The sequence below is a fragment of the ANME-2 cluster archaeon genome (genome assembly GCA_019429385.1).
GTDB lineage: Archaea > Halobacteriota > Methanosarcinia > Methanosarcinales > Methanocomedenaceae > Methanocomedens_B.
The window spans coordinates 20,384-43,268 of sequence record JAHYIS010000023.1 but is presented as its reverse complement, the minus strand read 5'-3'; the positions used below and the strand labels follow the sequence as shown (position 1 = coordinate 43,268).

General features: G+C 45.4%; 27 protein-coding genes and 1 tRNA gene. 18 read left to right on the top strand and 10 right to left on the bottom strand.

Going from position 1 to position 22,885, the window contains the following annotated elements; all coding sequences use genetic code 11:
* Positions 1 to 722 precede the first annotated feature (722 nt).
* The gene (locus K0A89_08750; GenBank protein MBW6518573.1) at positions 723 to 1,304 is read left to right on the top strand and encodes a hypothetical protein; all 582 of its coding nucleotides are present in this window, start codon (positions 723 to 725) and stop codon (positions 1,302 to 1,304) included.
* 166 nt (positions 1,305 to 1,470) lie between these two features.
* Here the strand turns inward: K0A89_08750 and K0A89_08745 are convergent, their stop codons facing one another.
* Positions 1,471 to 1,614, bottom strand: a complete 144-nt coding sequence (locus tag K0A89_08745) for a hypothetical protein (protein MBW6518572.1) — start codon at positions 1,612 to 1,614, stop codon at positions 1,471 to 1,473.
* Between the two features lie 150 nt (positions 1,615 to 1,764).
* Between K0A89_08745 and K0A89_08740 the strand changes: the two genes are divergently transcribed.
* The 5 genes from K0A89_08740 (at position 1,765) to K0A89_08720 (ending at position 4,537) form a co-directional block, all read left to right on the top strand.
* Positions 1,765 to 2,031: a PadR family transcriptional regulator gene (locus K0A89_08740; GenBank protein ID MBW6518571.1), complete on the top strand. Its 267-nt coding sequence runs from the start codon at positions 1,765 to 1,767 to the stop codon at positions 2,029 to 2,031.
* Positions 2,032 to 2,552: 521 nt separating this feature from the next.
* Positions 2,553 to 2,936 (top strand): CGGC domain-containing protein, encoded by a 384-nt coding sequence (locus K0A89_08735; protein ID MBW6518570.1) that lies wholly within the window; start codon positions 2,553 to 2,555, stop codon positions 2,934 to 2,936.
* Between the two features lie 14 nt (positions 2,937 to 2,950).
* Positions 2,951 to 3,319: a 4Fe-4S binding protein gene (locus K0A89_08730; GenBank protein ID MBW6518569.1), complete on the top strand. Its 369-nt coding sequence runs from the start codon at positions 2,951 to 2,953 to the stop codon at positions 3,317 to 3,319.
* Positions 3,320 to 3,325: 6 nt separating this feature from the next.
* A complete protein-coding gene (locus K0A89_08725; GenBank protein ID MBW6518568.1) occupies positions 3,326 to 4,318 on the top strand; it encodes a formylmethanofuran dehydrogenase in 993 nt (330 codons plus the stop codon).
* Between the two features lie 12 nt (positions 4,319 to 4,330).
* Entirely contained in the window at positions 4,331 to 4,537 is a 207-nt protein-coding gene (locus K0A89_08720; GenBank protein MBW6518567.1) for a dodecin family protein, read from the top strand.
* Between the two features lie 144 nt (positions 4,538 to 4,681).
* Here the strand turns inward: K0A89_08720 and K0A89_08715 are convergent, their stop codons facing one another.
* Entirely contained in the window at positions 4,682 to 5,824 is a 1,143-nt protein-coding gene (locus K0A89_08715) for a TIGR04083 family peptide-modifying radical SAM enzyme (GenBank protein ID MBW6518566.1), read from the bottom strand.
* Positions 5,825 to 6,078: 254 nt separating this feature from the next.
* A complete protein-coding gene (locus K0A89_08710; protein ID MBW6518565.1) occupies positions 6,079 to 6,279 on the bottom strand; it encodes a 4Fe-4S binding protein in 201 nt (66 codons plus the stop codon).
* A gap of 78 nt (positions 6,280 to 6,357) precedes the next feature.
* On the opposite strand from K0A89_08710, the gene K0A89_08705 reads away from it, so the two are divergent.
* The 8 genes from K0A89_08705 (at position 6,358) to K0A89_08670 (ending at position 10,432) form a co-directional block, all read left to right on the top strand.
* On the top strand, positions 6,358 to 6,762 hold the full coding sequence (locus K0A89_08705; GenBank protein MBW6518564.1) for an FxsA family protein: 405 nt from the start codon (positions 6,358 to 6,360) through the stop codon (positions 6,760 to 6,762).
* An 81-nt stretch (positions 6,763 to 6,843) separates the two neighbouring features.
* A complete protein-coding gene (locus tag K0A89_08700) occupies positions 6,844 to 8,067 on the top strand; it encodes a translation initiation factor IF-2 subunit gamma (GenBank protein ID MBW6518563.1) in 1,224 nt (407 codons plus the stop codon).
* 14 nt (positions 8,068 to 8,081) lie between these two features.
* On the top strand, positions 8,082 to 8,447 hold the full coding sequence (locus K0A89_08695; GenBank protein ID MBW6518562.1) for a DNA-binding protein: 366 nt from the start codon (positions 8,082 to 8,084) through the stop codon (positions 8,445 to 8,447).
* A 62-nt stretch (positions 8,448 to 8,509) separates the two neighbouring features.
* Positions 8,510 to 9,076 carry a DNA-directed RNA polymerase gene (locus tag K0A89_08690; protein MBW6518561.1) on the top strand — a complete coding sequence of 189 codons (567 nt, stop codon included), beginning with the start codon at positions 8,510 to 8,512 and terminating at the stop codon, positions 9,074 to 9,076.
* A 17-nt stretch (positions 9,077 to 9,093) separates the two neighbouring features.
* Positions 9,094 to 9,279, top strand: a complete 186-nt coding sequence (locus tag K0A89_08685) for a DNA-directed RNA polymerase, subunit E'' (protein MBW6518560.1) — start codon at positions 9,094 to 9,096, stop codon at positions 9,277 to 9,279.
* Between the two features lie 7 nt (positions 9,280 to 9,286).
* The gene (locus K0A89_08680) at positions 9,287 to 9,832 is read left to right on the top strand and encodes a DUF359 domain-containing protein (GenBank protein MBW6518559.1); all 546 of its coding nucleotides are present in this window, start codon (positions 9,287 to 9,289) and stop codon (positions 9,830 to 9,832) included.
* A 92-nt stretch (positions 9,833 to 9,924) separates the two neighbouring features.
* Positions 9,925 to 10,239 (top strand): 30S ribosomal protein S24e, encoded by a 315-nt coding sequence (locus K0A89_08675; GenBank protein MBW6518558.1) that lies wholly within the window; start codon positions 9,925 to 9,927, stop codon positions 10,237 to 10,239.
* A 43-nt stretch (positions 10,240 to 10,282) separates the two neighbouring features.
* The gene (locus K0A89_08670; protein ID MBW6518557.1) at positions 10,283 to 10,432 is read left to right on the top strand and encodes a 30S ribosomal protein S27ae; all 150 of its coding nucleotides are present in this window, start codon (positions 10,283 to 10,285) and stop codon (positions 10,430 to 10,432) included.
* Positions 10,433 to 10,589: 157 nt separating this feature from the next.
* Here the strand turns inward: K0A89_08670 and K0A89_08665 are convergent, their stop codons facing one another.
* A complete protein-coding gene (locus K0A89_08665; GenBank protein ID MBW6518556.1) occupies positions 10,590 to 11,702 on the bottom strand; it encodes an ORC1-type DNA replication protein in 1,113 nt (370 codons plus the stop codon).
* Between the two features lie 126 nt (positions 11,703 to 11,828).
* On the opposite strand from K0A89_08665, the gene K0A89_08660 reads away from it, so the two are divergent.
* Positions 11,829 to 11,905 (top strand) — tRNA-Lys (locus K0A89_08660).
* 35 nt (positions 11,906 to 11,940) lie between these two features.
* Here K0A89_08660 and twy1 read toward each other — a convergent pair.
* Positions 11,941 to 12,879, bottom strand: a complete 939-nt coding sequence (gene twy1 / locus K0A89_08655; GenBank protein ID MBW6518555.1) for a 4-demethylwyosine synthase TYW1 — start codon at positions 12,877 to 12,879, stop codon at positions 11,941 to 11,943.
* Between the two features lie 14 nt (positions 12,880 to 12,893).
* A complete protein-coding gene (locus tag K0A89_08650; GenBank protein MBW6518554.1) occupies positions 12,894 to 14,543 on the bottom strand; it encodes a DNA-directed DNA polymerase II small subunit in 1,650 nt (549 codons plus the stop codon).
* A gap of 56 nt (positions 14,544 to 14,599) precedes the next feature.
* On the opposite strand from K0A89_08650, the gene K0A89_08645 reads away from it, so the two are divergent.
* A complete protein-coding gene (locus tag K0A89_08645) occupies positions 14,600 to 15,178 on the top strand; it encodes a signal peptidase I (GenBank protein ID MBW6518553.1) in 579 nt (192 codons plus the stop codon).
* A 57-nt stretch (positions 15,179 to 15,235) separates the two neighbouring features.
* Here the strand turns inward: K0A89_08645 and K0A89_08640 are convergent, their stop codons facing one another.
* Both K0A89_08640 and K0A89_08635 read right to left on the bottom strand, forming a co-directional pair.
* On the bottom strand, positions 15,236 to 16,522 hold the full coding sequence (locus tag K0A89_08640; protein ID MBW6518552.1) for an ORC1-type DNA replication protein: 1,287 nt from the start codon (positions 16,520 to 16,522) through the stop codon (positions 15,236 to 15,238).
* Between the two features lie 1,019 nt (positions 16,523 to 17,541).
* Positions 17,542 to 17,835, bottom strand: a complete 294-nt coding sequence (locus K0A89_08635; protein ID MBW6518551.1) for a UPF0147 family protein — start codon at positions 17,833 to 17,835, stop codon at positions 17,542 to 17,544.
* Positions 17,836 to 17,976: 141 nt separating this feature from the next.
* Here K0A89_08635 and K0A89_08630 point away from each other — a divergent pair, with 141 nt between their 5' ends.
* Positions 17,977 to 18,612: a hypothetical protein gene (locus K0A89_08630; GenBank protein MBW6518550.1), complete on the top strand. Its 636-nt coding sequence runs from the start codon at positions 17,977 to 17,979 to the stop codon at positions 18,610 to 18,612.
* A gap of 40 nt (positions 18,613 to 18,652) precedes the next feature.
* Here K0A89_08630 and K0A89_08625 read toward each other — a convergent pair whose 3' ends face one another.
* A complete protein-coding gene (locus K0A89_08625) occupies positions 18,653 to 20,995 on the bottom strand; it encodes a DEAD/DEAH box helicase (GenBank protein ID MBW6518549.1) in 2,343 nt (780 codons plus the stop codon).
* 67 nt (positions 20,996 to 21,062) lie between these two features.
* Here K0A89_08625 and K0A89_08620 point away from each other — a divergent pair, with 67 nt between their 5' ends.
* Entirely contained in the window at positions 21,063 to 22,094 is a 1,032-nt protein-coding gene (locus K0A89_08620; protein ID MBW6518548.1) for a ketopantoate reductase family protein, read from the top strand.
* A gap of 522 nt (positions 22,095 to 22,616) precedes the next feature.
* Here the strand turns inward: K0A89_08620 and K0A89_08615 are convergent.
* Positions 22,617 to 22,883, bottom strand: coding sequence for a type II toxin-antitoxin system RelE/ParE family toxin (locus tag K0A89_08615; protein ID MBW6518547.1), 267 nt, complete (start codon positions 22,881 to 22,883; stop codon positions 22,617 to 22,619).
* Positions 22,884 to 22,885: the final 2 nt, after the last annotated feature.

The window sequence follows — 22,885 nt, the reverse complement described above, 5'->3', positions numbered from 1 at the left end:
GACATCCATTAAAACAAGGATTGAAACAATAATCAAATTATTAATATGTCAGAATCATCTCCAGGTCACCGACCGACATCCATTAAAACAAGGATTGAAACTTCACAATATAAAATTAGCGAAGTACTGAAATTTTATTATTAATATCTTTCAAACAAACTGAAATATTGAAAATGAGCATCCTTTAGTTGCCCCTTTTTTTTTAAACGAGGTCGGAGACGCTCGGATTAAACGCCCCCATCACCAGACCACACCCCAATTTGCAGGCCGGCAACTCCACCCCCCGGCAACCTTCCCTTGCTACCGAAGGCCGGACCTCCAGCATATATTAACTATCCAGATGCGAAAATAAAAATTAGCTGGTATACACATCAGAAAGTTTCATGATAATAATAATGTTTATGATAGTATTCTATTATTAATATATAATTCCACTTGAAATGAAGGGGTTAACTTTCGACCTTTTTCATACCGGAACAGTCAACTTCTTCATTCCTGATTGTTTCCCGGTGAATATTCCGCAGGCCCTTCTGGACAAAAGTTACCCTTTGCTTATCCCTCATTACCTGAAACCGAAAGGCAAACAGGAAATGGAAAATTATTAAAAATGTGGATGACAAAATAATCGGTACATTAGAATGACGTACGCAAACAAGATAAGGGACAATTCCTTATACTTAAGAAACCAACCTTGATAAAGAATGAATAGACGAGATGATTGTATGATAATAAATACAAAAAAATGGAGAATATTTCTCATCCTGTTAATGGTCGCGTTAGGGGTCGTTTTAACAAGTGGATGCCTGTGGAAGTCAGAAGAAACAACCTCTGAACTGCTAATCCCCCCACTATCAACAACCCCCGTATCGCCGGGATATATTCGAAGTTTCAACCACGACTTAGGCTACGGATATGAATATCCGGAAAATTGGACAATGCGCAGCGGTCCTGAGTATTTTACAATGGATGGCGGCATATTAAATGCCGAAATGTTTGTCGATGAACCAGAAGGAACAAGCATCACAGTCATAGCCATAACTTCACTTTGGAAAAACCTGGACGAAGCAAAAACAGTGATGTACCGTGAGGATATATTGAACGAAAGAATGATAGAGGTCAATGGTATAAAAGGATATGAACTGACGCATCAATCAACAAATTATCCGGTAAAATCCAAGATGGTGGTATTTTTCGTCAATGGCAGGATCTATGAATTCGACTACGGGGCAGATGAAAAGTTGTATAACGCCTCAGAAGGCATTTTCGAACATGTTGTGAATTCGTTTACTATTAAATACCAATAATTCCCCATCAAAACTAATACTATCACCGACCAGCATCCATGAAAACAAGGATTGAGACAGTTCAGCTACCATTATAGCGTAAATCAAACAGATAACGGCAGATATCTACAGGGGATTTTAGAGAGGGGGGTATTTCTCATATATCGTCAGGGTAATTGGGAGGGGCTTACTGCCCCTTCCCTGTGTTGCAGCAACTGAATGTCCCTTTTTTCAGGGATTTGATGCATTCCTGAATACCGGTTCCTTTCAGTTCGATCCTGAAACCTTCATCAGTTTCTGAACACTGCACTTCACAACATTTCTGTTCCATGGTCCACCTCCTTTGTAGTTATTGGACGTCCGATATATCGTACATCCAATAATAATATATAAATATATCGGACGTCCAATAATAGCTCATATGGATAAAAAAAAGATTTGTCCCCCCAGCTGCTGTGACATGAGGGGACTGCTGTCCTTTATGGTACTATGGCTTCTCAAAAAAAAGTCCATGTACGGCGAAGAGATAGCAACGGAACTTGAAAAAATGAAGGGCAACAAACCCTCTCCGGGTACCATCTACCCGGCCTTAAAACAACTGCAGAGCAACGGCTTGATAATCTCCCATAAAGAGGGGAGGAAGGTCATCTATTCCCTGACTGACAAGGGGAGGACAGCCGTCAACGAGGCGATCGATTATTTTATTAATGCGTTCGGGTGCATCCTTAATGAGAGCAGGAAGGAGTAGGTATTCAATACTGAATGCCTGGATAAAAATGAACATGGGTTGGTTTGCACAGTGTAAAATCTCATCATTATGATAATACTTTTGATTGTATATATCCATCAATATAAAATTCCACTGGAAATGAAGGGGTTGGCAATCGACGATTTTCGTACCACAGCTACGACAGATATTTCCCACTGTGACAGCTGATGCCTATTTACAGAATTTATAGGATGGGGTAAACCACTTTCACATCCTGTTAATCCCGATTACTCATCCAGGAGAACAGCAGTCTTTTTTCCTCCCTGCTCACTAAAAAAGCATTATTCCTGCGGTCTCAATTTCTTCCCTTCTCCTATGCCACGAAATTGAGCATCGCGAAATCCTGGGTCGTTGACGTACCTCAAATCCTACAGAATACCAGATATTTATCATTGTTATGTTGATAAATGGAGAAAACTCTTATATCGGTTCCAGACAAAACATACCTGATAACACAAGAGACATATCGAGAAAAGACAATCCATAATTGTACAATGTATATGTTTCATTCATCAATTATCAGAAAAGAGGTGAACACCATAGAAAGTACCGACACAAAACCCACCAAAATTGCAGTCATCAGGTGCGATATCGTGTCAGAAGCCTGCCCCGGTGTTGCCTGCTTTATGGCATTTAACAAGCGGACGAGTCACTTTAAGGACTATGACAAGAATGCCCAGATGATGGCCTATTTCACCTGCGGTGGCTGTTCAGGACGGCGCGTCTACCGGCTGGTAAAATCCCTGAAAAAATTCGGCGTGGATGTGGTGCACCTGAGTTCCTGCATGCAGATGGAAGATTATCCCGAATGCCCGCACATCGATTCCATTAAAAAGACAATAACAGATGCAGGTATCAAACTGGTTGAAGGCACTCACCACTAAAGGAGATGAAATAAATGGTCAAAAGAACGATTGTGACAATAGATGAAGAAAAATGCACCGGGTGCGGAAAGTGCGTTGCACCGTGTGCAGAGGGAGCCATACAGATCATAGATGGCAAGGCAAAAGTAATGTCAGAGGACCTGTGCGATGGCATGGGGTACTGTATCGGCATCTGTCCCGAAGGTGCCATGACCGTAGAGGAGCGCGAGACCGTGGAATTCAATGAGATAAAGGCGGAAAAGCAACCAAAGAAATCAGACATATCTATACAGTGCTTCAACTGCCACAAAGGGGAGAACGAGGTATACCTCCTGCCCCTGCGCCATGAGATGAAGAGCGAATGGGTGTGCACACGCTGCCTTCCCATGTTGATACACGGTTGAACCGGTATGGAAGACATCAGCCTTGTCCTCACGTCCCCGGTAGATAACCTGTGCGATTATACGTTCAACTTCCACTACCTGAACCAGAAACTGGACCCGGAGTCGCTAATACCAGACCAGACCGAAGGGTCATACACATACCGAGACATGGTGGACGCCCTGAAAAGTGGTGCAGATGTCCATATCAAGGGCGATGTGGGTGAGCGCCTGGCCTTTGGCATGGGTTCTGACCTGAAGCATCTCGGAGGGACAGGAAAGCCAGAGCCGGCAGGCCGGCTGTTCGTTGACGGGAATGTGGGCGCCGAAGCTGGTATGGGCATGGTGGCCGGTGAGCTGTATGTCAGCGGGACCCTGAAGGAGCCGCTGGGTAACATAATTGAGGTGGTTTCCGATGAGGATGGCTACAGGAAATTCCGCTCCGTCACCGATATTCTCTGTAACGGGCCTGGTGAAGATACCCTGGTGTCCAATTCCCTTGAAAAGGAGGGGAATATCCTGACCCTCAGCGACAGTATCCTGCGAGGTACCATCGGCGCCCGCATGGATTGCAGAGGTACGGTGGTTGTGGAAGGTGATGTCTATAACGGGACCGGCCTGCTCATGCGGAGGGGCACGGTCTATGTGAGAGGAAATGCCGGTATGAACACAGGCTCACGGCTGGCCGGAGGTGCCGTAGTGGTCAGCGGCAAAGTGCATGAGTTCGCAGGCGCGTACATGAAATCCGGTAACCTGGTCATCAATGAGGCCAAAGGATACGTGGGTGCGAATATGACCGGCGGCGCCATATATTCAAAGAAGAAATTGACACCAAGTCCGCCTGCCGCACCCGGAAAAAAGAGCAATGAAAACACCAAAATGTTGCGCAGGGTACTGGGTGCGGGTCGGCTGGAGGCCATGCTGTACAACAAGTACGAAGTTGGCTCGAAAAAAGATGAATACATAAAAGTGCATATGCGTGATGGTTCTGTAGTAATGAGAAAAGTTGATAACAAGAAATAGGAGGATATGTGAATGGTAGTGAAAATAATCGAAACAATTGGTTCGTCCCCGGAAAGCTGGGAAGCTGCAATAAAGAATGCGGTAGATGAAGCGTCTGAACTTCCCATCTTCAAGTCAAAGGGCAACATCACACAGGTCAATGTGAAAAGTTTTAACGTGGGAGTTGAAAATAACCAGATCAACGTATTCAAGTGCAGGGTTGAGATACTGCTGGAATAAAATGATTGCCGCAAAATCCCTCGCTGTAAAGGGCTCCCTGAGTGCAGGATAGTGTCACATTCATCTGAAACTTCTCTTTGCATTTCAGATACCGTTGTTGTATCCCGAAATTATTTCGCCAAAATTTTACTCGAAAAACTCAACCTAATGCTTTCGCATCAGGTCCATTATTCCTGCCTTGCTATTCACCGGAGCTACTGGTTGAAAGCCGCCCATCTCCAGACCGGGACCGCCAAACATCTCATTATTCAGCCTGTCAGTGATCTCCTTGAAAATCCTCTTATAGGCAATACAGTGGGGGTCTACATCCACAATTTTACCATCATACGGTGCAGTGGCATTGTAGGGGCATCCTCCACGACAAAAACGAATGTAACTACAATCCCCGCATTTTTTGTCCACAAGAGCCTTGAATTCCTGCATAAGCTTCCATGCATCAGACCGGGTAAGGTCTTCCATAGTGGGACGGTCATATACATTGCCCATAACATAGTCCGCCATTCCCACGTAGCGGTAGCAGGGATAGATACTGCCATCAGGCCCAACGGCAAAGGTATCCCCCATACAATCCACAAACGTGCAAACATTACCCCGGCCTGTGAACACACACCTGCACAGATCGTTAATATTCATAACTTCAATATCGTTCAGGTGTTCCAGATAGTTATCCAGCAGGTACACCAGCAATTCCCCGTACTCTTCAGGTTCAAGTGCCAGCTCGTTCGGGTCATGACTGCGAAGCGATGGCAGTGCAGGATGTAACTTAAGGGTCAGGCCGTTCTCAAGGAAGAAATTGAAAATATCCTCTTTGGACTTCACAGAATTTGAGGTAAACGTGCAGATAAAGCTTACCTTAAGACCATTTTGGGTAGCAATTTCATAGCCCCGCATCGTCTTATCATAGTACCCTTCTCCCCGCTGTGAATCATTCAGCTCCTTTGGGCCATCCATACTTGAACCAATAGGAATATCATACTCAGCCAGTATCTGCGCAAGTTCCGGCGTCATTTTCCACAGATTCGTCTGCAATGCAAACGCAATTTTCTGTTCACCCAACCCCTCTGCGATCAATGGTAAGGCTTTCCTGAAAAAATCCGCACCCGCCAACAACGGCTCACCGCCGTGGAAGGTAAAAGTAACCGGTTCGTTCCGGAAATCCTTGAGCCAGTTTACCACTTCTTCGATAGTTTCAACACTCATTACCGGAGAGTCTTCCTCTGAACTCCAGCAATACGCACAATTAGCAGGACAGCCTAACGTTGGTATCAGCATAACATGAAAAGGCATATAATATCTCCTGATTTCAGTTTCTTCAAAGTATTAATGGGTTTAATAGTTTTCCGGTAGAATAGAGAGAGCAATTACGCTGAATAATAAGAATCGATCATCCATCGATGTCCTGTCAGCGGTAAATGGAGTTTGATCTATCCAGTCAAAACGAAGCCAATTAAACAAGAAAATCCTCCCTACGGTCGGATTAACTTGAGCACACAAAGGTATACTTTATGTACAATGAAAAAATGAAATGGTAGCTTTGTTTTTTATGCCAGCATTTCAAAGCTCAGTGCTTTGACCGGGCATTCCCTGATGCAAATGCCACAGGCATCACACAGGTCGAAGTCTATAAAAGCCTTACCTCCTGTTATAACAATGGCCCTCGGCCTGCCGGGACAACTCCTCTCACAGATACCGCACCCTGCGCAAATCTCTTCCTTCCATACTAATTTCTCATGGTCTGCCATCTGGAATCCCTCACAAATATCCTGATTACCGTATAGATACGATTACCGTTAACTCTTATGAGATTCTATGCTCATAATATGTTTGGACAATTATTGATACTCTTTGTGACAGTCCCTTTCATAGAACTCTATATACTCATGGAAATGAGCAGGCAACTGGGACTCCTGCCCACCCTTATGCTTGTAATCGTCACCGGAATAGCCGGGGCCGCGCTGGCAAAGCACCAGGGGCTGGGTGTACTGCGTCGTATCCGGAGTGAGATGTCATTCGGTCAGATGCCCGGAGATGCCCTGTTCGATGGCGTACTGGTGTTGATTGGCGCCATACTGCTGCTCACGCCCGGTATACTCACCGACATTACCGGCTTTTTGCTGCTTATACCCGGCACCCGGGTCCTGTTTAAAAAATATCTGAAAAACTGGGCCAGTAAAAAATTACGCTCAGGACAGATTGTCTATACCCAACCCGGCCAGTATGTGTAACCTCATCAATGATATTAAATATAAAGAATACTACAATAGAGCATCATAACTTTCCATTTTATCACTGGAGGACACATATAGTTGAGCAAACCTACTGTTAATATCGGCATCGTGGGCCATGTAGACCACGGAAAGACCACGCTTGTCAGCGCCATATCAGGCGTGTGGACCGACAAGCATAGCGAGGAGATTAAACGGGGCATCTCCATCAGGCTCGGTTATGCCGATTCCACCTTTAAAAAATGTCCCAAATGCAGCGTACCTGATGCCTACACAGTCGCCGATTCCTGTGAACACTGCAACACCGCAACAGAAGCGGTCAGGACAGTATCTTTTGTAGATTCCCCCGGCCACGAGACGCTCATGGCCACTATGCTCTCCGGTGCAGCGATCATGAACGGGGCGGTCCTGGTCATTGCAGCCAATGAGAAATGTCCTCAACCCCAGACCAAAGAACACCTTATGGCCCTGGATATCATAGGTATCAAGAACATCGTCATAGTCCAGAACAAAATTGACCTGGTCAGCAGGGATAAAGTCCTTGAGAACCATCAACAGATACTGGATTTTGTCAAAGGGACCGTTGCAGAAGGCGCCCCCATTATCCCATTATCTGCCCAGCAGTCTATTAATATTGACCTTTTAATCCAATCCATAGAAGAGAACATCCCAACACCTGAACAGAACATAGATAAACCAGCCCGGATGCTCATAGCCCGCTCCTTTGACATCAACAAACCCGGCACAAAACCTGGTAAGATAACAGGCGGTGTGATTGGCGGGACCATAAGCCAGGGTTCCCTCGGTCCGGGTGATAAGATAGAGATCAGGCCCGGACGCAAGATCGAATCCGGCGGAGCAATGAGCTGGGAGCCTATAGAAACGGAAGTCACTGTTATCATGGCCGGAACTGAAAAGTTGGACACAGCTACACCCGGCGGATTGATAGGAGTTGGGACCAAACTTGACCCTTCCATCACCAAGAGCGATAGTCTGGTAGGCCAGGTGGCAGGCGAGCCAGGGGCTCTTCCCCCCACAAGGAACGGTTTTGTCATGGAAGTAAGATTGCTCGAGAGGGTTGTGGGTTCAGCCGATGAACTGGTTATCGACCCCATCCATTCCAATGAACCGCTTATGCTCAACATAGGGACCGCTACTACCGTGGGTTTGGTAACCAGTGCCCGCAAAAAGGACGTTGAAGTTAAACTGAAAAGACCTGTCTGTGCTGATGAAGGTGACGGCGTGGCAATCAGCCGAAGAGTCGGCGCCAGGTGGCGACTTATTGGTTCAGGCACTATAAAATAATCAAAATCGTTACGATGAAAGTGATTATCGATACCAATGCTTTCATGATCCCTGTCCAGTTCGGAGTGGATATCTTCACGGAACTGAACCGATTGGGATATGATGAGTATATGGCGCCATCAGGCGTTGTAAGGGAACTGAAAACCTTGAAACAACTGGCAAAGGGCAAGGATAAACTGGCAGCAAATGCTGGTTTTACCCTGACACAGCAGTGTACTCAGGTGATGACCGAGGGGCCTGTCGATGATGCTATCATAGAATTGGCTATTAAAGAAGAAGCTGCAGTTCTGACAAATGATATAGAACTTAAGAAAAGATTATGTAGTAAAGACATCACAGTAGTGTACTTGCGCGGAAAAGATCATCTTGAAAAGATGTGAAAAGTACGGCATATTCACTTAATTATTATTTCCATTAATTTACTAATACAGAGGATTATTGAATGTACAAGAAAATGAAACTGGCTGACACTGTACGCATAGCTCCTGAACTGCTGGGAGACGATGTTAACAATGCAGTCAAGATTGCCCTTATACACAAACTGGAAGGGCAGATAGATAAGAAAGTAGGTGCCATTGTTGCCATCATGGATGTTGAAGAAGTTGGTGACGGTCACATCATTGCAGGAGATGGCGCAGTATATTATGAAAGCGTGTTCGATGCACTGGTTTTCAAGCCCGAACTGCAGGAGATCATCGAAGGAAGTGTTGTCGAAATCGTGGAGTTCGGTGCCTTCATCGGTATAGGACCGATGGATGGACTAATCCATGTCAGCCAGATAACAGACGAGTATATTTCCTATGATTCCAAGAACGCCCGTCTGGTTACAAAAGAAAGTAACAGGTCTATCTCAGAAGGGGACCGTGTCCGCGCCAGGATCGTTGCTGTCAGCATAAACGAGCAGGAACCGAGAGATAGCAAAATAGGCCTGACTATGCGTCAACCCGCGCTTGGCAAGTTAGAGTGGATCGAAGAAGACCAGAGAATAAAGGATAAGGCTGAGGCCTGAAAAGAGGTAATACAGAGATGCCAGACAAAGCATGTAATGAATGTCACAGGATCACTTCAGGTACCGCATGTGTAGTTTGTGGTTCTAATGTCCTCAGTTCCGACTGGAGCGGTTACGTAGTAATTATCGACCCATCACGTTCAAATATAGCAAAAAGACTCAAGGTGGACCTGCGCGGTGAATATGCACTGAAGGTCCGGTAGTGTATTTATGCTTGAGACCATCCTTGGAAAGACATTTTGCCTGCCTGAGTCCATGCGCCATGAGATGCGAAAACAGTTCGGCGTGCTTTACCCTGGAAATAGTGTAGAAACAACCCGGAAATTGCTTGCCGATATCGGCAATCCTGCCAAGCTTATCGTCGTTGGTGACATCTCAACATTCAATATGCTCCTGTGTGACATTGTACCTGACATCTCATTCGTTGATGAGAAAACACACCGAGTCCCTGCAGAGAATAAGATAATCAAGGGTATAAGACATCCGGATTTCAGGGAAGTCCATGTTAAAAACCCTGCAGGTTGTGTGACCCATGAACTGGTATCAGCACTTACCAGGGCCCTGGATGCTGACGAACCGGTCCAGATCATGGTGGAAGGTGAAGAGGACCTTGCCGCATTACCGGCAATTGTGCTTGCGCCTCCGTCATCAGTAGTAATATACGGCCTGCCTGATGAAGGTGCCATTATGGTAAAGGTCACATCTGACATAAAGACCCAGATATATAGTATGCTGGAACGAATGGCCAGCGAATGAAAGATTTTAATTCAGTTTGATAGAAAAGTACATATTCAATAATAAGATTAATGAAGGCTATATTCTAACGATAGTATAATGGAGGATTCAATTTGGACATTGAAATTACAAAAGAGAGGAAAAACCCTCTGCTTGATAGAAACGAGATTACATTCAACATCGCAAATACCGGTGCTACCCCTTCAAGGGACGATGTAAAGAACAAACTGGTCGCACTGCTTAATTCCAGCTACGAACTGGTGATTTTAGGTAACCTGGCCACTGAATACGGTACCCAGAAAACAGTAGGGTATGCCAAGATATATTCTGATGCAAAACGTGCAGCAGTAGTGGAAAACAACTATATCATTGAGCGAAATAAACCCAAACCTGTGGCAGAAGTTGAAGAAGAGCCGGTTGCGGAATAACGTTTTGGGAATCGGAATATACTGACGAATAGTGGTGATGATAATGGCTGCACATAAATACTACGAAGTATCAGGTAACTCAATCAAGAAGATCAGGCAGGCTTGCCCCCGCTGTGGAGAGGGGTTCTTCCTCGCAGAACACAAGGACAGGCTAACCTGCGGTAAGTGCAATTATACTGAGTTCAAGAAATAATTGCACACACACTTTTTTCGTATCATTTTCATTCCCCGGAATGAAAAATAACCTTAAACAAAGCCAGACAGGTCTGACAAGCGCTGTCAGTGGTCCCAATACTGGTACATTTCGACACTCTATTCCACTTGAAATGCAGGGGTCTTACTGAAATACACTAACCCATGCGCTTTCGAATTTCGTCTGCTCCATATCGCAATGTGATAATCCGGCTCCGTCCCCGTGTACCTTTACCGGTGAAATTTGTTTCCACCAGTTTCAGGACCAGTAATTTTTCCAGGGTCTCATAGTATCTTGTATATCCAAGCCCTGTCTTTTCATGGAATGCCCGGTAAAGTTCACCAGTTGTAATCTCCGCAAGGTCAAGGATCAGGTCCATTAAGGTCTTTTCTTCTTTTTTCAATGACTTTAACAGGTACGTGAGATGCACCAGTTTTGAGGATTCGTAAGCACTCTTTACATCATCCAGTGAAATGGTCCTGTTCGCACGTTTTTCAGCGCTCAGGCCCGAGCGCTTAAGCAGATCGATACCTACCCTTAAATCTCCCAGCAGTTCGGCATATTCGACCACTGCATCGAGGACATCAGAACTCACTACATCAGGGAAAAAACCTATTTTTATTCTGTTGTTCAGGATATCACGTATCTCGTCTGTGTTGTATCGGGGGAATTGTATCTCTTCAGGGAGGAACACGGACTCCACCTTCGGGTCCAAATGAAATCCGGTGCCTGTGTCACTTAATATTGATATCACACCTATCCGGGCACCTGGATTTGTTTCATGGGCGCGAAGCAATGAATAGAATACTTTGTCATGTTCACCTTCATGGAACAGGTAATTCACATCATCCAGAGCGACTACCAGCACTTTTTCCTCGTCAGCCAGGTGCTGGTTTATCTTTTCATAGATCTTCTGGAACGATACACCTGACGATGGAGGGCTGTGATTGAACAATTTCTTAAATATTCGGGAAAATACTGTAAAGCGCGTGGAATTGGCCTGGCAGTTAATGTAAACAGGTATAACTTTCGATTTGACCTTTTCTATCTCCTCGAACAGTTTGTTCACTCCTGTGGTTTTGCCGGTGCCCGGTGAACCTATACACTGCACATTGACGGGTCTGCCGCCGCGCAGGGCAGGTTTTACGCAATACATCAGGGTTTGCATCTGGGTATCACGGTGTGCAAAGTATTCGGGTATATGGTCCAGTTCGAAAAGGTCCGGGTCTTTGAATATGGTTTCATCCCACATTAAGAGGTCTTTTTTCATGTAATCCACTATTTCTTTTAGTACTGAATGGTATTTTAGTTAATCTTTGAATATTAAAAGGTTGTCAATAATTCATCTACGAAACGTATATATTATGATAATGTAATTAAGAGAAAACATCAACATGGGCTGGTAGCTTAGACAGGCAGAGCGATGGACTCTTAATCCATCGGCCAGGGGTTCAAATCCCTTCCAGCCCGCCATTTTTGTCAATCCGGATACGATGTATCAAAGCTGTTCAATTTAAATCTCCCCAATCTATCTGGCTTACCGCGCCGTGTTTTGACAGCAGGGCCACCCGGCTGGGCTCAACCTCATCCGTTACCTGGTAATCCAGTTCACCTGCCAGCAGGGCTGCGAACTGGAGTATCTCTTCATGCCGGGGCATAGCATCCCGCTCGAGACGCATGCGTGAATATCCCAGGTGCATGTAGGCTTTAACCTCAATAAAATCAGGTGATGCCATCTCGATGAGCCTGGCATAGTCCTGGATATCCTTGATATTGAGCCCCTTCACAAGCGTTATCCTGATAGCTGTTCTGGAAGGGTGGTCGTGCAGGATTGCCAGGGAGCGCAGTATCTGCTCCCAATGACCGGGATTGCGCGGGTTACAGATATCCCTGTAAGTATCTTTATCAGGTGCATCCAGGCTCATGTACAGCTGGGTAGGCCTGATATTTTCAATCACTTCAGGCCTGGTGCCGTTGGTAACCACAAAAGTAGAAAGGCCACGGTTGTGGAACTCATTTATCAGGCCATCCAGATGAGGGTACAGGGTAGGTTCACCTGCCAATGAAATTGCTGCGTGCCTGGGTTCCAGGGATTGCTGCCACAATGATTTATCAATAGTCTCCAGTCCCCCGTATCCTGACATGAACCTGCGCTGGGTATTGATACAGCCCTCAACGATTACCTCGGGAGCGTCCCAGTGTCGGGGAGCGTCTACCGGATGCTCGATGGGACGCCAGCAGTAGATACATGCCTGGTTGCAGCCCAGGTACGGTGTCATCTGGATACAGCGGTGGGAATCTATACCATAGAACGTTGATTTATAGCAACTACCTTCATCCTTGACTGCCCTGCCCGACCACAGACAGGGTTTTACCGCACTGTGGGCACCTACAATATGATAGCCCTGTTTCTTGAACCGGTCGAACTGGTCAGGTGAAGTGTTCATTGCATCTGGTAAGTTCATTGAAACGAGATAATCTTTGTGTCCAGGCTCCCAAGGTCCACTACTGCGGCGCGTGCAGGGTCTGGCTGGAGGTTCATGCGTCTCTGGAACCCGGTCTGGGACTGCCAGGTGCCGCTATTCACTACCAGAACTCCGCGGTAATTGGTACAGCCTACTGTGTGAACATGACCGCAGTGCAGGATGGCAGGTATCTTATTGATCACCAGATGGTCGGTCCTCTCGGGTGCGATGGATACCTTGCTGCCGTAGATGGGTGAAAGATGCCTGCGCTTTAACATCTCTATCATGGGTTTGGCTGGGTCCTCGTATTTCATCCCAGGCAGGGCGGCAATAAGGTCATCAATGCTTCGCCCGTGGTAGATAAGAGTATTCACGCCATCCATGGATACAACTGCCGGATTGCCTACGAAGATCACGTCCGGTCTGAACATTTTTTTAACCTTATCAGGTAAAGCAGGCTGGGGTTCGGCCTGCCGCACAACATCGTGATTACCAGGCGAGATAATTACCTTGATATGTTCGGGCACCTGGTTGAAATATTCGGCTGCCTTGCGGTACTGGTCATATACATCAAGGATGGACAGTTCCTTTTCCTGGTCCGGGTATACCCCTATACCGTCTACAACGTCACCGGCGACGACCAGGTATTTGATATCTGACACGTTGATCGAACCGTTATTTTTGTTATTGTTATTTCCGTTCAACCAATCGAGGAATGCCAGCCACTCATGTTCCAGAAAAGTGTCGCTGCCAACATGTATATCTGATATCAGCACGGCCAGTCCTGTACTACCGGGCTTTCCAAGTTCAATACTGTTCCTTGTGGGAATATCAGGCCACATGATATTGTTTATGAAAAGCAGGTTTCCGTCATCGCTCAATGTACCGGTAATGCCCACCACTTCATCCAGCATTACTTTCATGGCCTGGTCAAACAGTTCCTTGTTCTTTTTCAATACCATGGTACGGAAAGTGCCTGTAGTATCTTCTATCTCTATCATCCTGTGACCGTTCTTGGATGTCTGAATATTAGATACCATACCGATGAGCGAAACTTCTTCACGTCCCTCTACCAGCCCGGTCGTGCGCCGGCTCAGACTTTCGATGGGCCGGAAACTGACATTACGGTTCCTCAGCATTTCGCTCAATTTTGTGAACCGGTCCCTGAAATAATCCACGAATTCCCCTATCTCACCTACACAGGTTGACTGGTCAGTTATATCAGATAGTACATCCAGGTCCCATGTCCATTCATCTTCGAAATCAGGATCCCTGACAGGTGCGCGGTAACATTCGGATAATGGTGCTTGCGGTGTAACTGATAAGGATATTTCCGGTGATACTGAAAAAGGTCTCTTTGATGTTATTGGTGAGGATATTTCCGGTGATGCCGATAAAGGCACCTTTGACGTGATTGATGAGGAAATATCTGGTGATGCTGATGAAGGTATCTTTGAAGGTACTAGTAATCCGTGACGGATATGTTCGGGACCGACTACCAGGATGGATTCGTCAAGTGAATCCAGGATAGTATTGATGAAACCCTGCGTTGAATTGTTCTCAATTAAGATAGACAGGGCATCAGGGTCAATCTGGTACCCGGCCTGCGCAAATTGTTCAATTATCATTGAATCCTGGTTTGTCATGTTCATAAAATTCGCACAAAACATTATCACCTCACACGCAATAAATATTCGCCAATATGAATTCTCATGATCGGCAAACAAGCATAAAAAAGATATTCAACATAATTGAGCAGTTCAAAACCAGTAATAATTTTTGGATAGGGCTCACAAGAGACCTCATCTTCATTGCTGGTATGATCCTCCTTATCATGCTGGTATCCCAGATTACCCTGGGCACTCCCAGGCCCGCCGTGGCTGTGGAATCAGGCAGCATGCTGCCCAACATCGGTATTGGTGATGTGGTGTTGATCCAGTCTATCGACAGGACAGAGATTATCTCATACACACAGGGAAGTTTATCCGGATACAAATCTTTTGACAATTATGGGGATGTAATACTTTACCATAAATTCGGCAACAAAAGCTATACCCCTATCATCCACAGAGCCATGTACTGGGTGGATGAAGGTGAGCCAATGTGGAACGGCGGACCTCCTGCCCCTCATGCCGGATATATTACCAAAGGAGACAATAACCGGGATATCGACCAGGCAGCTTCCACAAGCAGGCATCAACCTGTCAAGAAAGAATGGATCATCGGAGTTGCACGGTGGCACATTCCCTGGGTAGGATATCTTTCACTTGCAGTCCATTAATGGAGCGAGTACAGTGTATTTTAACAGTATATTTTTGAATGTAAAAATAATCCCAGCTTAAAATAGCTGGGACTGCCCGGCAGGCATGACCGGGATAAAGTCTTCCAGGGGTTTTAACCGGTAATCTTCCAGAAGTACGTTCTTAGTGTTATTCTCAGGAACGCTCAGTGATATGGCTTTGGTTCTCCCGTACCTGCCCTTGCTTACCACCATGGCGTTCACGATACCCAGCATGTCCAGTTCAGATATCAGGTCTGTTATCCTGCGTTGTGTAAGGAAGTCAGCACCTATGTGACCGCACATCTGTTTATAGGCAGTATATACCTCGCCTGTGGAAATGTTGTCACCAGATTTTTCCAGCCGCTCTTTGATCTTCAATACGCTTAGCAGTACCAATTTAGATTGGGTTGGCAGGGTGCGCACTACTTCTACTATCCTGTCCACCTCTATTTTATCCTGGGCAGACCTTACGTGTTTTTCTTCAACAATCGAGGATTTGGACCGCTCAGCAATCTCACCTGAAACCCTGAGCAGGTCCAAAGCACGTCGTGCATCACCATGTTCCTGGGCAGCAAATGCAGCACACAGGCGTGTTACTGTTTCATCAAGTGCATTTCGTTTAAATGCTATTTTTGCTCTCTGTTCCAGGATATCGTGTATCTGTTCGGCATCATATGGCGGAAATATGATCTCTTCTTCGCCCAGTGAACTCTTTACTCTCGGGTCGAGAAATTCAGTGAATTTCAGGTCATTTGATATACCGATGAGGCTGACCCTTGCGTTTTTAAGGTCTGCATTGATCCTTGACAGATTGTACAATACATCATCTCCCTTTCTGACAAGTTTATCTATCTCATCCATGACTACAATGACCACACGTTTTTGCTCATCAAGAGAATTCTTGAATTCTTCATATACCTGGTCAGTAGGCCATCCGGTCATGGGTACTTCTTTACCAAGATGCCGGGCTAACGTGGCCAGGAGACGATATTGAGTATCTACGACCTCGCAGTTCATGTATATTACCGTACAGGGCATTGCATGTGATTCCCCGGTCTTTTCAAGCTCATTCCCCACATATTTAACAACAGCAGTTTTGCCTGTACCGGTTTTTCCATAGATCAAGATATTGGATGGTGTATCTCCCCTGAGCGCTGCCACCAATATACTGACTACGGACTGGATCTGCTCGTCCCTATGGGGAAGATAATCAGGTGTGTAAGTCGGTCTCAGGACTTCTTTATTATCAAAGATAACAACATTACTAAGATAGTCCTCAAAAAGTCCGTTCAAAGATTTTTTTTCATAAAAATTTGTTTCTGTTTTTAGGTCTAACACTTGCATACCACCAGGAATGTTTAATGACAATAACGTTTTCAATAAGTTTTTACCACCAGAACTACAAACCGGATGTTTGTGTTCTCCACATGATGCATAGGAAGTGTACCTTTTTATAGATTCTGGTTAACACCCCTTCATTTCTTGTAGAAACAAAAACACCAAAATATAAAAAAAAATAGTAACTATTCAGCCTATTAAACGCTTTCAATAGCCACTGCGCTTTTCGTCTTTAATGTCTTAGGAATTTCTAAATCGATATCGTAAGACATTAGCTATAAATTCTTCACATAAAGCTACCAAATATCATTTCGGTATCAGTAGCCATAATTTGTAGGGCTGAATAGTTACAAAAAATATTTTAATATCATAAGAGCAATTTATTCTCGAAATTTTTTATTACTTTTTTTGAATTGAGATTGGCAAATACACTATTTTTTGGAACACCCCCTTATTTCGTCTGGAGAGTTTATAAAGAAGAGGGACCGTATGATTTCAACTGGAACTCAATAATAAAAATAGAAAGTATGATTATATAACATAATAATAAAAATAGTATTGACGTCTACTTTGTTTAATATATATATATAGTTTTCTATTCAGTTGTTTAAAATATATAATATAGAATGAAAATTTCAGGTAAAATAAATGAAATAAATAAAATAAAAAGAGAAGAGAAGAAGAAGAGAAGAGAAGAAGAAGAGAAGAAGAAGAGAAGAAGAGAAGAAAAGAAGAAAAATAATTATGCAACTTAAAAATAATAAAAAATCTCATCCCATCATTTACATTAAATTTCCAGACGAAATCATAGGGTAGGGGGTAGTCTTCTCATCAAAGTAAAAACTAAGAAAATACTAACTCATAAAAGTCAACGAAAACAAGTGATAACTGTTAAATCAAGTAGTTCACAGAGAACATAGAAAGTAAAATCAACAGCAAATTTTTGACTTTGAATTACTCTGTGTACTTGTAGTAATATCATCTATATCAAAAAAACAAAGTTTTCTGATATCAATATCAATTTCCTAAATAAAATCAACCGGAACAGTTTCAAGCTGCCCTGCCAAATTCCATATTACTGTTCTTGTATGTAAAGGCAGGTTCTGATCTGTGCTTATATCATCCAGAATTCTTATACTTTTAGCAGCTCTGATTGCTGTTGAATCTTCATTATTGGAAAGAATGATTTTTATTTCATCAGCAGAACGTCTTATATTTCTTGGAACTGAATCATCATTAATAATACGGTCAATAACTTCTATACATTGTCTTATCACTTCAGCTGGTTCTAGTGGTTTTCTCATCATTTCGGAACACATCCTTACATTTACAATTAAAACCGATACATGTTTAATCAATAATTTCATTATTATTTTGTAATTTTAACTTACTTTAAAAAGCAGCGGTTTATTTAAGTGTATATATTGCTTATAATATATGAAACATTTTCGGTGATAATATTGGTAAAGACTGAAGAAGATACAAAACTTGAAAAAATTGGAAAATACCTCGAGATGGGAGGAACTATGCTGGCAAAGCATTGTGAGTGCGGTGCTCCCCTGTTCCGTTACCATGGTAATGTGGTATGTCCTCTTTGTGATTCCGATAATTCTAAGGGTTCTAATAATACTGGCATTATCGAATCAAGAAAAAATACGACCAACACGTTATCGGGTAAAACAAATCCTTCAATACCACACCAGGCATTATCTTCCCAAGGACAACTTGCATCATCCCATGCGACAGTGACACAGGGAGCACCGCCAACACCAAAAATAGTTACATCTTCAGAGCCTCCAGTTTCATCCGGGCAGACATCAGGGTATGAAACATCAAGTCATGGAACTTCAGGGTATGAAACATCAAGTCATGGAACTTCAGGGTATGAAGCATCAGAGCGTGAAGTAACAACCAGAACTGCAGCCAGGATTATTGCACCCGAAACGCAGGATTTCATCAATAATACCATCATTAACAAAGTTGTTCAGCTCTGCCTTGACCTCCAGCGGGAAACCGACCTTGGCAGGATACAGCAGCAGATGGAAGCCATTAAATCCGGTACAAAGGCACTAAAAAACCTGAGAAAAATAAATTAGATAAGGGAATACCGTCTTTCATATTCGCCACTTACCCATATCAACCCTTATAATCGCCACCCACCACTTCCCTGATACGCTGCGCGGTCTTTTGGCCTATTAACTCGACTTCCATCAACTCATCAGTGCTGGCTTTCATCACCGCCTCCACACTACCGAAATGGCGCAATAACTTGCCCGCGGCAGAAGGTCCAATATTGGAAATGGCCGAGATGATATATTCCTGCTGTTCCTTCAATGTCATAGCTGTCTTTTTCCCGTGAAGGCTTGGCGTCCGTTTATTATCTTCCTGCTCACGCCTGGCAATAGCACCGATCATTTCTGCTGTTTCTGTTTCATCCCTGGTATTGAGGATAGGGACCCCGAAATCGGTAACAATGGATGCCAGCACACCCCTGATAGCGTTGGGATGCAACTGCCTGCCGGTATAGAGATTCTCCCCTTCGATGATCAGCACAGGCCGTTCATAGGTCCGGGCCAGGTCTGAAAGCTGCCTGAAGATGTTGCGTTCCTTATCAATAATGGAATCCAGGAAATCCATATCGGTCTTGCGCTCAATGGCTACCCGGTCGCTAACGATATAGTCACCCACTTCAAGGGTGGAAAGCACAATATCAATTCCTCCGCTATCCAGGGCCCGGGCCACGCCCGAGCGAATCTCGCGCTGGTCCACATATACCAGGGGTTTTTCCTGTTCGAAATCAAATATCTGTTTTTGTCCTGCCTGGTGTGTATCAACCAAATGTACTCCATCAGGAATAAGGCCGACTGCATCAGATGCACTCCTGCTAAGCTGGCGCATCTTGGTGTTCATGGTCTGTTCCTTGCGGCGGCTGCTCCAGTAATATGCCTCGTCCCTGGTACCCTTGGCAACCAGCACGATCACCTTACCGGCATGACTGCGTCCGGTCCGCCCTTTACGCTGGATACTGCGGATCTCCGAGGGCACGGGTTCATAAAAGAGCACCAGGTCAGTGGCAGGGATATCCAGTCCTTCTTCTGCCACCGAGGTAGCTACAAGGGTATTGTACTCCCCTGACTTGAACTGGTCCAGGATATCCACCTGCTGTTTCTGGGTGAGGCCTGTATCCTTGTACTTGCTGGCCTGGCCCACAAACCTTACCGGCCTGACACCTTCCACTTCTTCCAGGCTCTGTGTCACCAGTTCGGACATATCCCGGTAATTGGTAAATATGATCACCCTGGAATCAGGTTTTTCCTTCAGCTGTCCTGATACGATCTCCCGCACGGCATCCAGTTTGGGATGGACCGCATCCAGTTCCTTCAGGGCGTACATGGCATGGCGCATGTTCACGTCATCCACCAGTCTACGGGATGCCTTGCTGCCTGACTTTGAATTTGCCTCATGCTCCAGACGGTCGAAATATTTGGCCAGGGCCTCTGGTCCCTGGGTTTCGGCCACTTCGATAGCATGTGCCACCTTGAAAACCTCTGCGACCAGGGAGATAGCTTTGTAGACCATCTGGTCAGGCCCGCCTCTCAGTTTACCCTGCAGCCTGGATTGGAGGTCCAGGAGTTCGCGTTTGTTCAGGTATTTCTGACCGGGGGCCACAAAACCCAGTTTACCAAGCTGGATTAACCTGTCTTCCAATACCGTTTTCATGGAATCAAGGAGCCCCTTCATTTCCACTGGAACAATCACGTGCCTCCATTCCAGATCCCTGAAATGGACATACGGTTTCACGTCAGGGTCATCCTCTGTCCTCACCTGGATACTTGAGATATGGAGGTTGCGGGTCACTTCGTCGATCTTGTCGCTGTTCGAACCGGGACTGGCTGTGATGCCCAGTATCAGCGGGTCATGTGCCTGTGCCTGGTATTTCTCTGCAATGTACACGTAAGCATAGTTGCCTACTGCCCTGTGGGCCTCGTCAAAGGTGATATGGACCACGTCGGACAGGTCGATGCGGCGGGAGAGCATATCGTTCTCTATGACCTGGGGTGTGGATACCACGACCCGGGCGTTATTCCAAAGGGCTGTGCGTTTTGCGGGCGGGGTGCTGCCTGTGAACACCACGATGTCATCAGGGGAGATGTTCATGGCATTCTTCAAAAAGGCCGCATGCTGCTCCACCAGGGGCTTGGTGGGTGACAGGATAAGGGCCTTGCCGTTCTTTTGCGTGAACCTGCCTGCGATGACCAGCATTGCAACTATGGTCTTGCCCAGGCCTGTTGGCAGTACCACCAGGGTGGATTGTTTGAGTGCCATGGCTGCAAGGTTGAGCTGGAAGAGCCGCTGCTCGATGGTATTTGGATTTATGAGGGGATGTTTGATATATTCGGCAGGCTGTTCCTCAACGAGCTCTTCACGAACCTGTCCGTCCTGTTCCCGGGCCGGGGAGGTTCCGGTGTGTTTTTCCATCTGTGGTATGATAATCACTACACTTTAAAACGCTATTTATTAGTGGTTGCCCGACCAGTTCATGTGTATGAATACTCATATTGACGGTACCGCACCCCGGACAGTTGAAGGGCGGACTATCCATGATGGCAGGAATATCGCCATCATGGGCGCGGGTGCAATAGGTTCGGTCATCGGCGGCATGCTGGCCAGGCAGGGGCACAGGGTGACGCTCATTGGCAGGCAGCCCCACATGGAAGCGATAGCCAGGGACGGGCTGCACATCAGCGGCATCTGGGGTGAACATACGGTGCGCAGCATTGCGGCCTGCACCGCCCCCCCGGTTCCCTGTCCAGACCGGCAGCATGCCAAACACAAGGACGGATACCAGGATATGGTGTTCATAACAGTCAAGTCCTTTGATACGGCCCTGGCTGCCCGGGAGGTTCTCCCTCTGGTGGGACCGGACACCATGGTGATATCCATGCAGAACGGGCTGGGCAATGTTGAGACCCTGGCCGGTATTGTGGGCAGGGACAGGATGGTGGGGGGCATGGCCATCTTTGGCGCGGTCATGACAGGGCCCGGCAGCGTTGAGGTGACAGTGATTGCGTCCGAGACATTGCTGGGAGAGCTGGACGGACCTCCCGCTCCCAGGGTGGAGGCTGCGGCACGGATGCTGGATGATGCGGGCATACCCACCCTGGTATCTGACAATATCATGCGGGATATCTGGCACAAGGCGCTGTACAATATTGCCCTGAACCCCCTGTCCGCCCTGTTCCAGGTGCCATACGGGCGCATCGCTGACAATCCTCATACCAGGTGGCTTATCGGGCAGATGATTACAGAGGCTTTTGAGGTGGCCAGGGCAGAGGGTATTGACCTGGGGCTGGCCTCGCCGCAGGAGTTTTTGCAGATATTATGGGAGCGTAAACTGCCCCCGACCCGGGAGCACCGCTCGTCCATGCTGCAGGATATTGTGAGAGGCAGGCGGACCGAGATCGATTTTATCAACGGGGCTGTGGTGAGGCTGGGTGAGGAGCACGGGATTGGGACGCCGTATAATAGTGCTGTGGTGCGGATGGTGAAGGCGAAGGAGGGGCTGGGGTCTGATTGATACTGAGGAGATCCTGTATAAGGCTGGAGAATATTGTGATTCTTTACAGCAACCAGTACGTTGGAGCGTCAATGGAATGTCCGGATTAAAAGATGTGCTTGAGCATAAGTAATTCAGTTACTGAATTATTCAGTAACTGAATATGGAAGAGATTTGTTAATCCTAAAAAAGAAATAAAAATTCTTGAAGATATCCGGCTATTGCCAAAAGTACGAGACATATCTAAGAAATGCAATATCATCAATGAATTTGAGAAATAGAACCGTTTGGATGATTTAGATATTTCGAAAAATTAAAAAAGTAAATCAATTATTATTTTAACTTAGAAATCTCCTAACAAAAGTATATTTCAACTTTCATTGAATAATCATATCATAGAAATATACCTAAAAACGCTCTATATAGGCCTTGTGACTTAAGTCCGGGGTATAGTGATTGTACATCAGCTAGTTCATGGTCGCGTCAATATAATTGAAAAAAAAGATTATCTAATCCAAAGCAGGCGCAAATTAATTCAAAAGCTTAGTGTTTATAGATATTGTCATGGTGGTCATAATCTTCCAGCGTAACACTCTTTGATTCTTCATCAACTGAAAAAATCAAAACAAAATGTTTATCCACATGTACCCGTTTCCAATCATTCAAAGGTGCACGAAGGTTTTTATATCTATGAGGATTCTCTAGGATTTCATCAATTTTTTTTAGAATTATTTCAACGTGTTTCCTATTATTTTTGGCCAGTTTCTTAAGCGTTTTTTCAAGGTCAGGCTTTATCTTTAAATTATACATAA

What these genes read in the sequence shown, in the direction of transcription:
- K0A89_08750 (MBW6518573.1), top strand. Translation starts at nt 723, where the DNA reads ATGATAATAAATACAAAAAAATGGAGAATATTTCTCATCCTGTTAATG.
- K0A89_08745 (MBW6518572.1), bottom strand. Translation starts at nt 1,614, where the DNA reads ATGGAACAGAAATGTTGTGAAGTGCAGTGTTCAGAAACTGATGAAGGT.
- K0A89_08740 (MBW6518571.1), top strand. Translation starts at nt 1,765, where the DNA reads ATGGTACTATGGCTTCTCAAAAAAAAGTCCATGTACGGCGAAGAGATA.
- K0A89_08735 (MBW6518570.1), top strand. Translation starts at nt 2,553, where the DNA reads ATGTTTCATTCATCAATTATCAGAAAAGAGGTGAACACCATAGAAAGT.
- K0A89_08730 (MBW6518569.1), top strand. Translation starts at nt 2,951, where the DNA reads ATGGTCAAAAGAACGATTGTGACAATAGATGAAGAAAAATGCACCGGG.
- K0A89_08725 (MBW6518568.1), top strand. Translation starts at nt 3,326, where the DNA reads ATGGAAGACATCAGCCTTGTCCTCACGTCCCCGGTAGATAACCTGTGC.
- K0A89_08720 (MBW6518567.1), top strand. Translation starts at nt 4,331, where the DNA reads ATGGTAGTGAAAATAATCGAAACAATTGGTTCGTCCCCGGAAAGCTGG.
- K0A89_08715 (MBW6518566.1), bottom strand. Translation starts at nt 5,824, where the DNA reads ATGCCTTTTCATGTTATGCTGATACCAACGTTAGGCTGTCCTGCTAAT.
- K0A89_08710 (MBW6518565.1), bottom strand. Translation starts at nt 6,279, where the DNA reads ATGGCAGACCATGAGAAATTAGTATGGAAGGAAGAGATTTGCGCAGGG.
- K0A89_08705 (MBW6518564.1), top strand. Translation starts at nt 6,358, where the DNA reads ATGTTTGGACAATTATTGATACTCTTTGTGACAGTCCCTTTCATAGAA.
- K0A89_08695 (MBW6518562.1), top strand. Translation starts at nt 8,082, where the DNA reads ATGAAAGTGATTATCGATACCAATGCTTTCATGATCCCTGTCCAGTTC.
- K0A89_08690 (MBW6518561.1), top strand. Translation starts at nt 8,510, where the DNA reads ATGTACAAGAAAATGAAACTGGCTGACACTGTACGCATAGCTCCTGAA.
- K0A89_08685 (MBW6518560.1), top strand. Translation starts at nt 9,094, where the DNA reads ATGCCAGACAAAGCATGTAATGAATGTCACAGGATCACTTCAGGTACC.
- K0A89_08680 (MBW6518559.1), top strand. Translation starts at nt 9,287, where the DNA reads ATGCTTGAGACCATCCTTGGAAAGACATTTTGCCTGCCTGAGTCCATG.
- K0A89_08670 (MBW6518557.1), top strand. Translation starts at nt 10,283, where the DNA reads ATGGCTGCACATAAATACTACGAAGTATCAGGTAACTCAATCAAGAAG.
- K0A89_08665 (MBW6518556.1), bottom strand. Translation starts at nt 11,702, where the DNA reads ATGAAAAAAGACCTCTTAATGTGGGATGAAACCATATTCAAAGACCCG.
- twy1 (MBW6518555.1), bottom strand. Translation starts at nt 12,879, where the DNA reads ATGAACACTTCACCTGACCAGTTCGACCGGTTCAAGAAACAGGGCTAT.
- K0A89_08650 (MBW6518554.1), bottom strand. Translation starts at nt 14,543, where the DNA reads ATGACAAACCAGGATTCAATGATAATTGAACAATTTGCGCAGGCCGGG.
- K0A89_08645 (MBW6518553.1), top strand. Translation starts at nt 14,600, where the DNA reads ATGAATTCTCATGATCGGCAAACAAGCATAAAAAAGATATTCAACATA.
- K0A89_08640 (MBW6518552.1), bottom strand. Translation starts at nt 16,522, where the DNA reads ATGCAAGTGTTAGACCTAAAAACAGAAACAAATTTTTATGAAAAAAAA.
- K0A89_08635 (MBW6518551.1), bottom strand. Translation starts at nt 17,835, where the DNA reads ATGTGTTCCGAAATGATGAGAAAACCACTAGAACCAGCTGAAGTGATA.
- K0A89_08625 (MBW6518549.1), bottom strand. Translation starts at nt 20,995, where the DNA reads ATGGAAAAACACACCGGAACCTCCCCGGCCCGGGAACAGGACGGACAG.
- K0A89_08620 (MBW6518548.1), top strand. Translation starts at nt 21,063, where the DNA reads ATGAATACTCATATTGACGGTACCGCACCCCGGACAGTTGAAGGGCGG.
- K0A89_08615 (MBW6518547.1), bottom strand. Translation starts at nt 22,883, where the DNA reads ATGTATAATTTAAAGATAAAGCCTGACCTTGAAAAAACGCTTAAGAAA.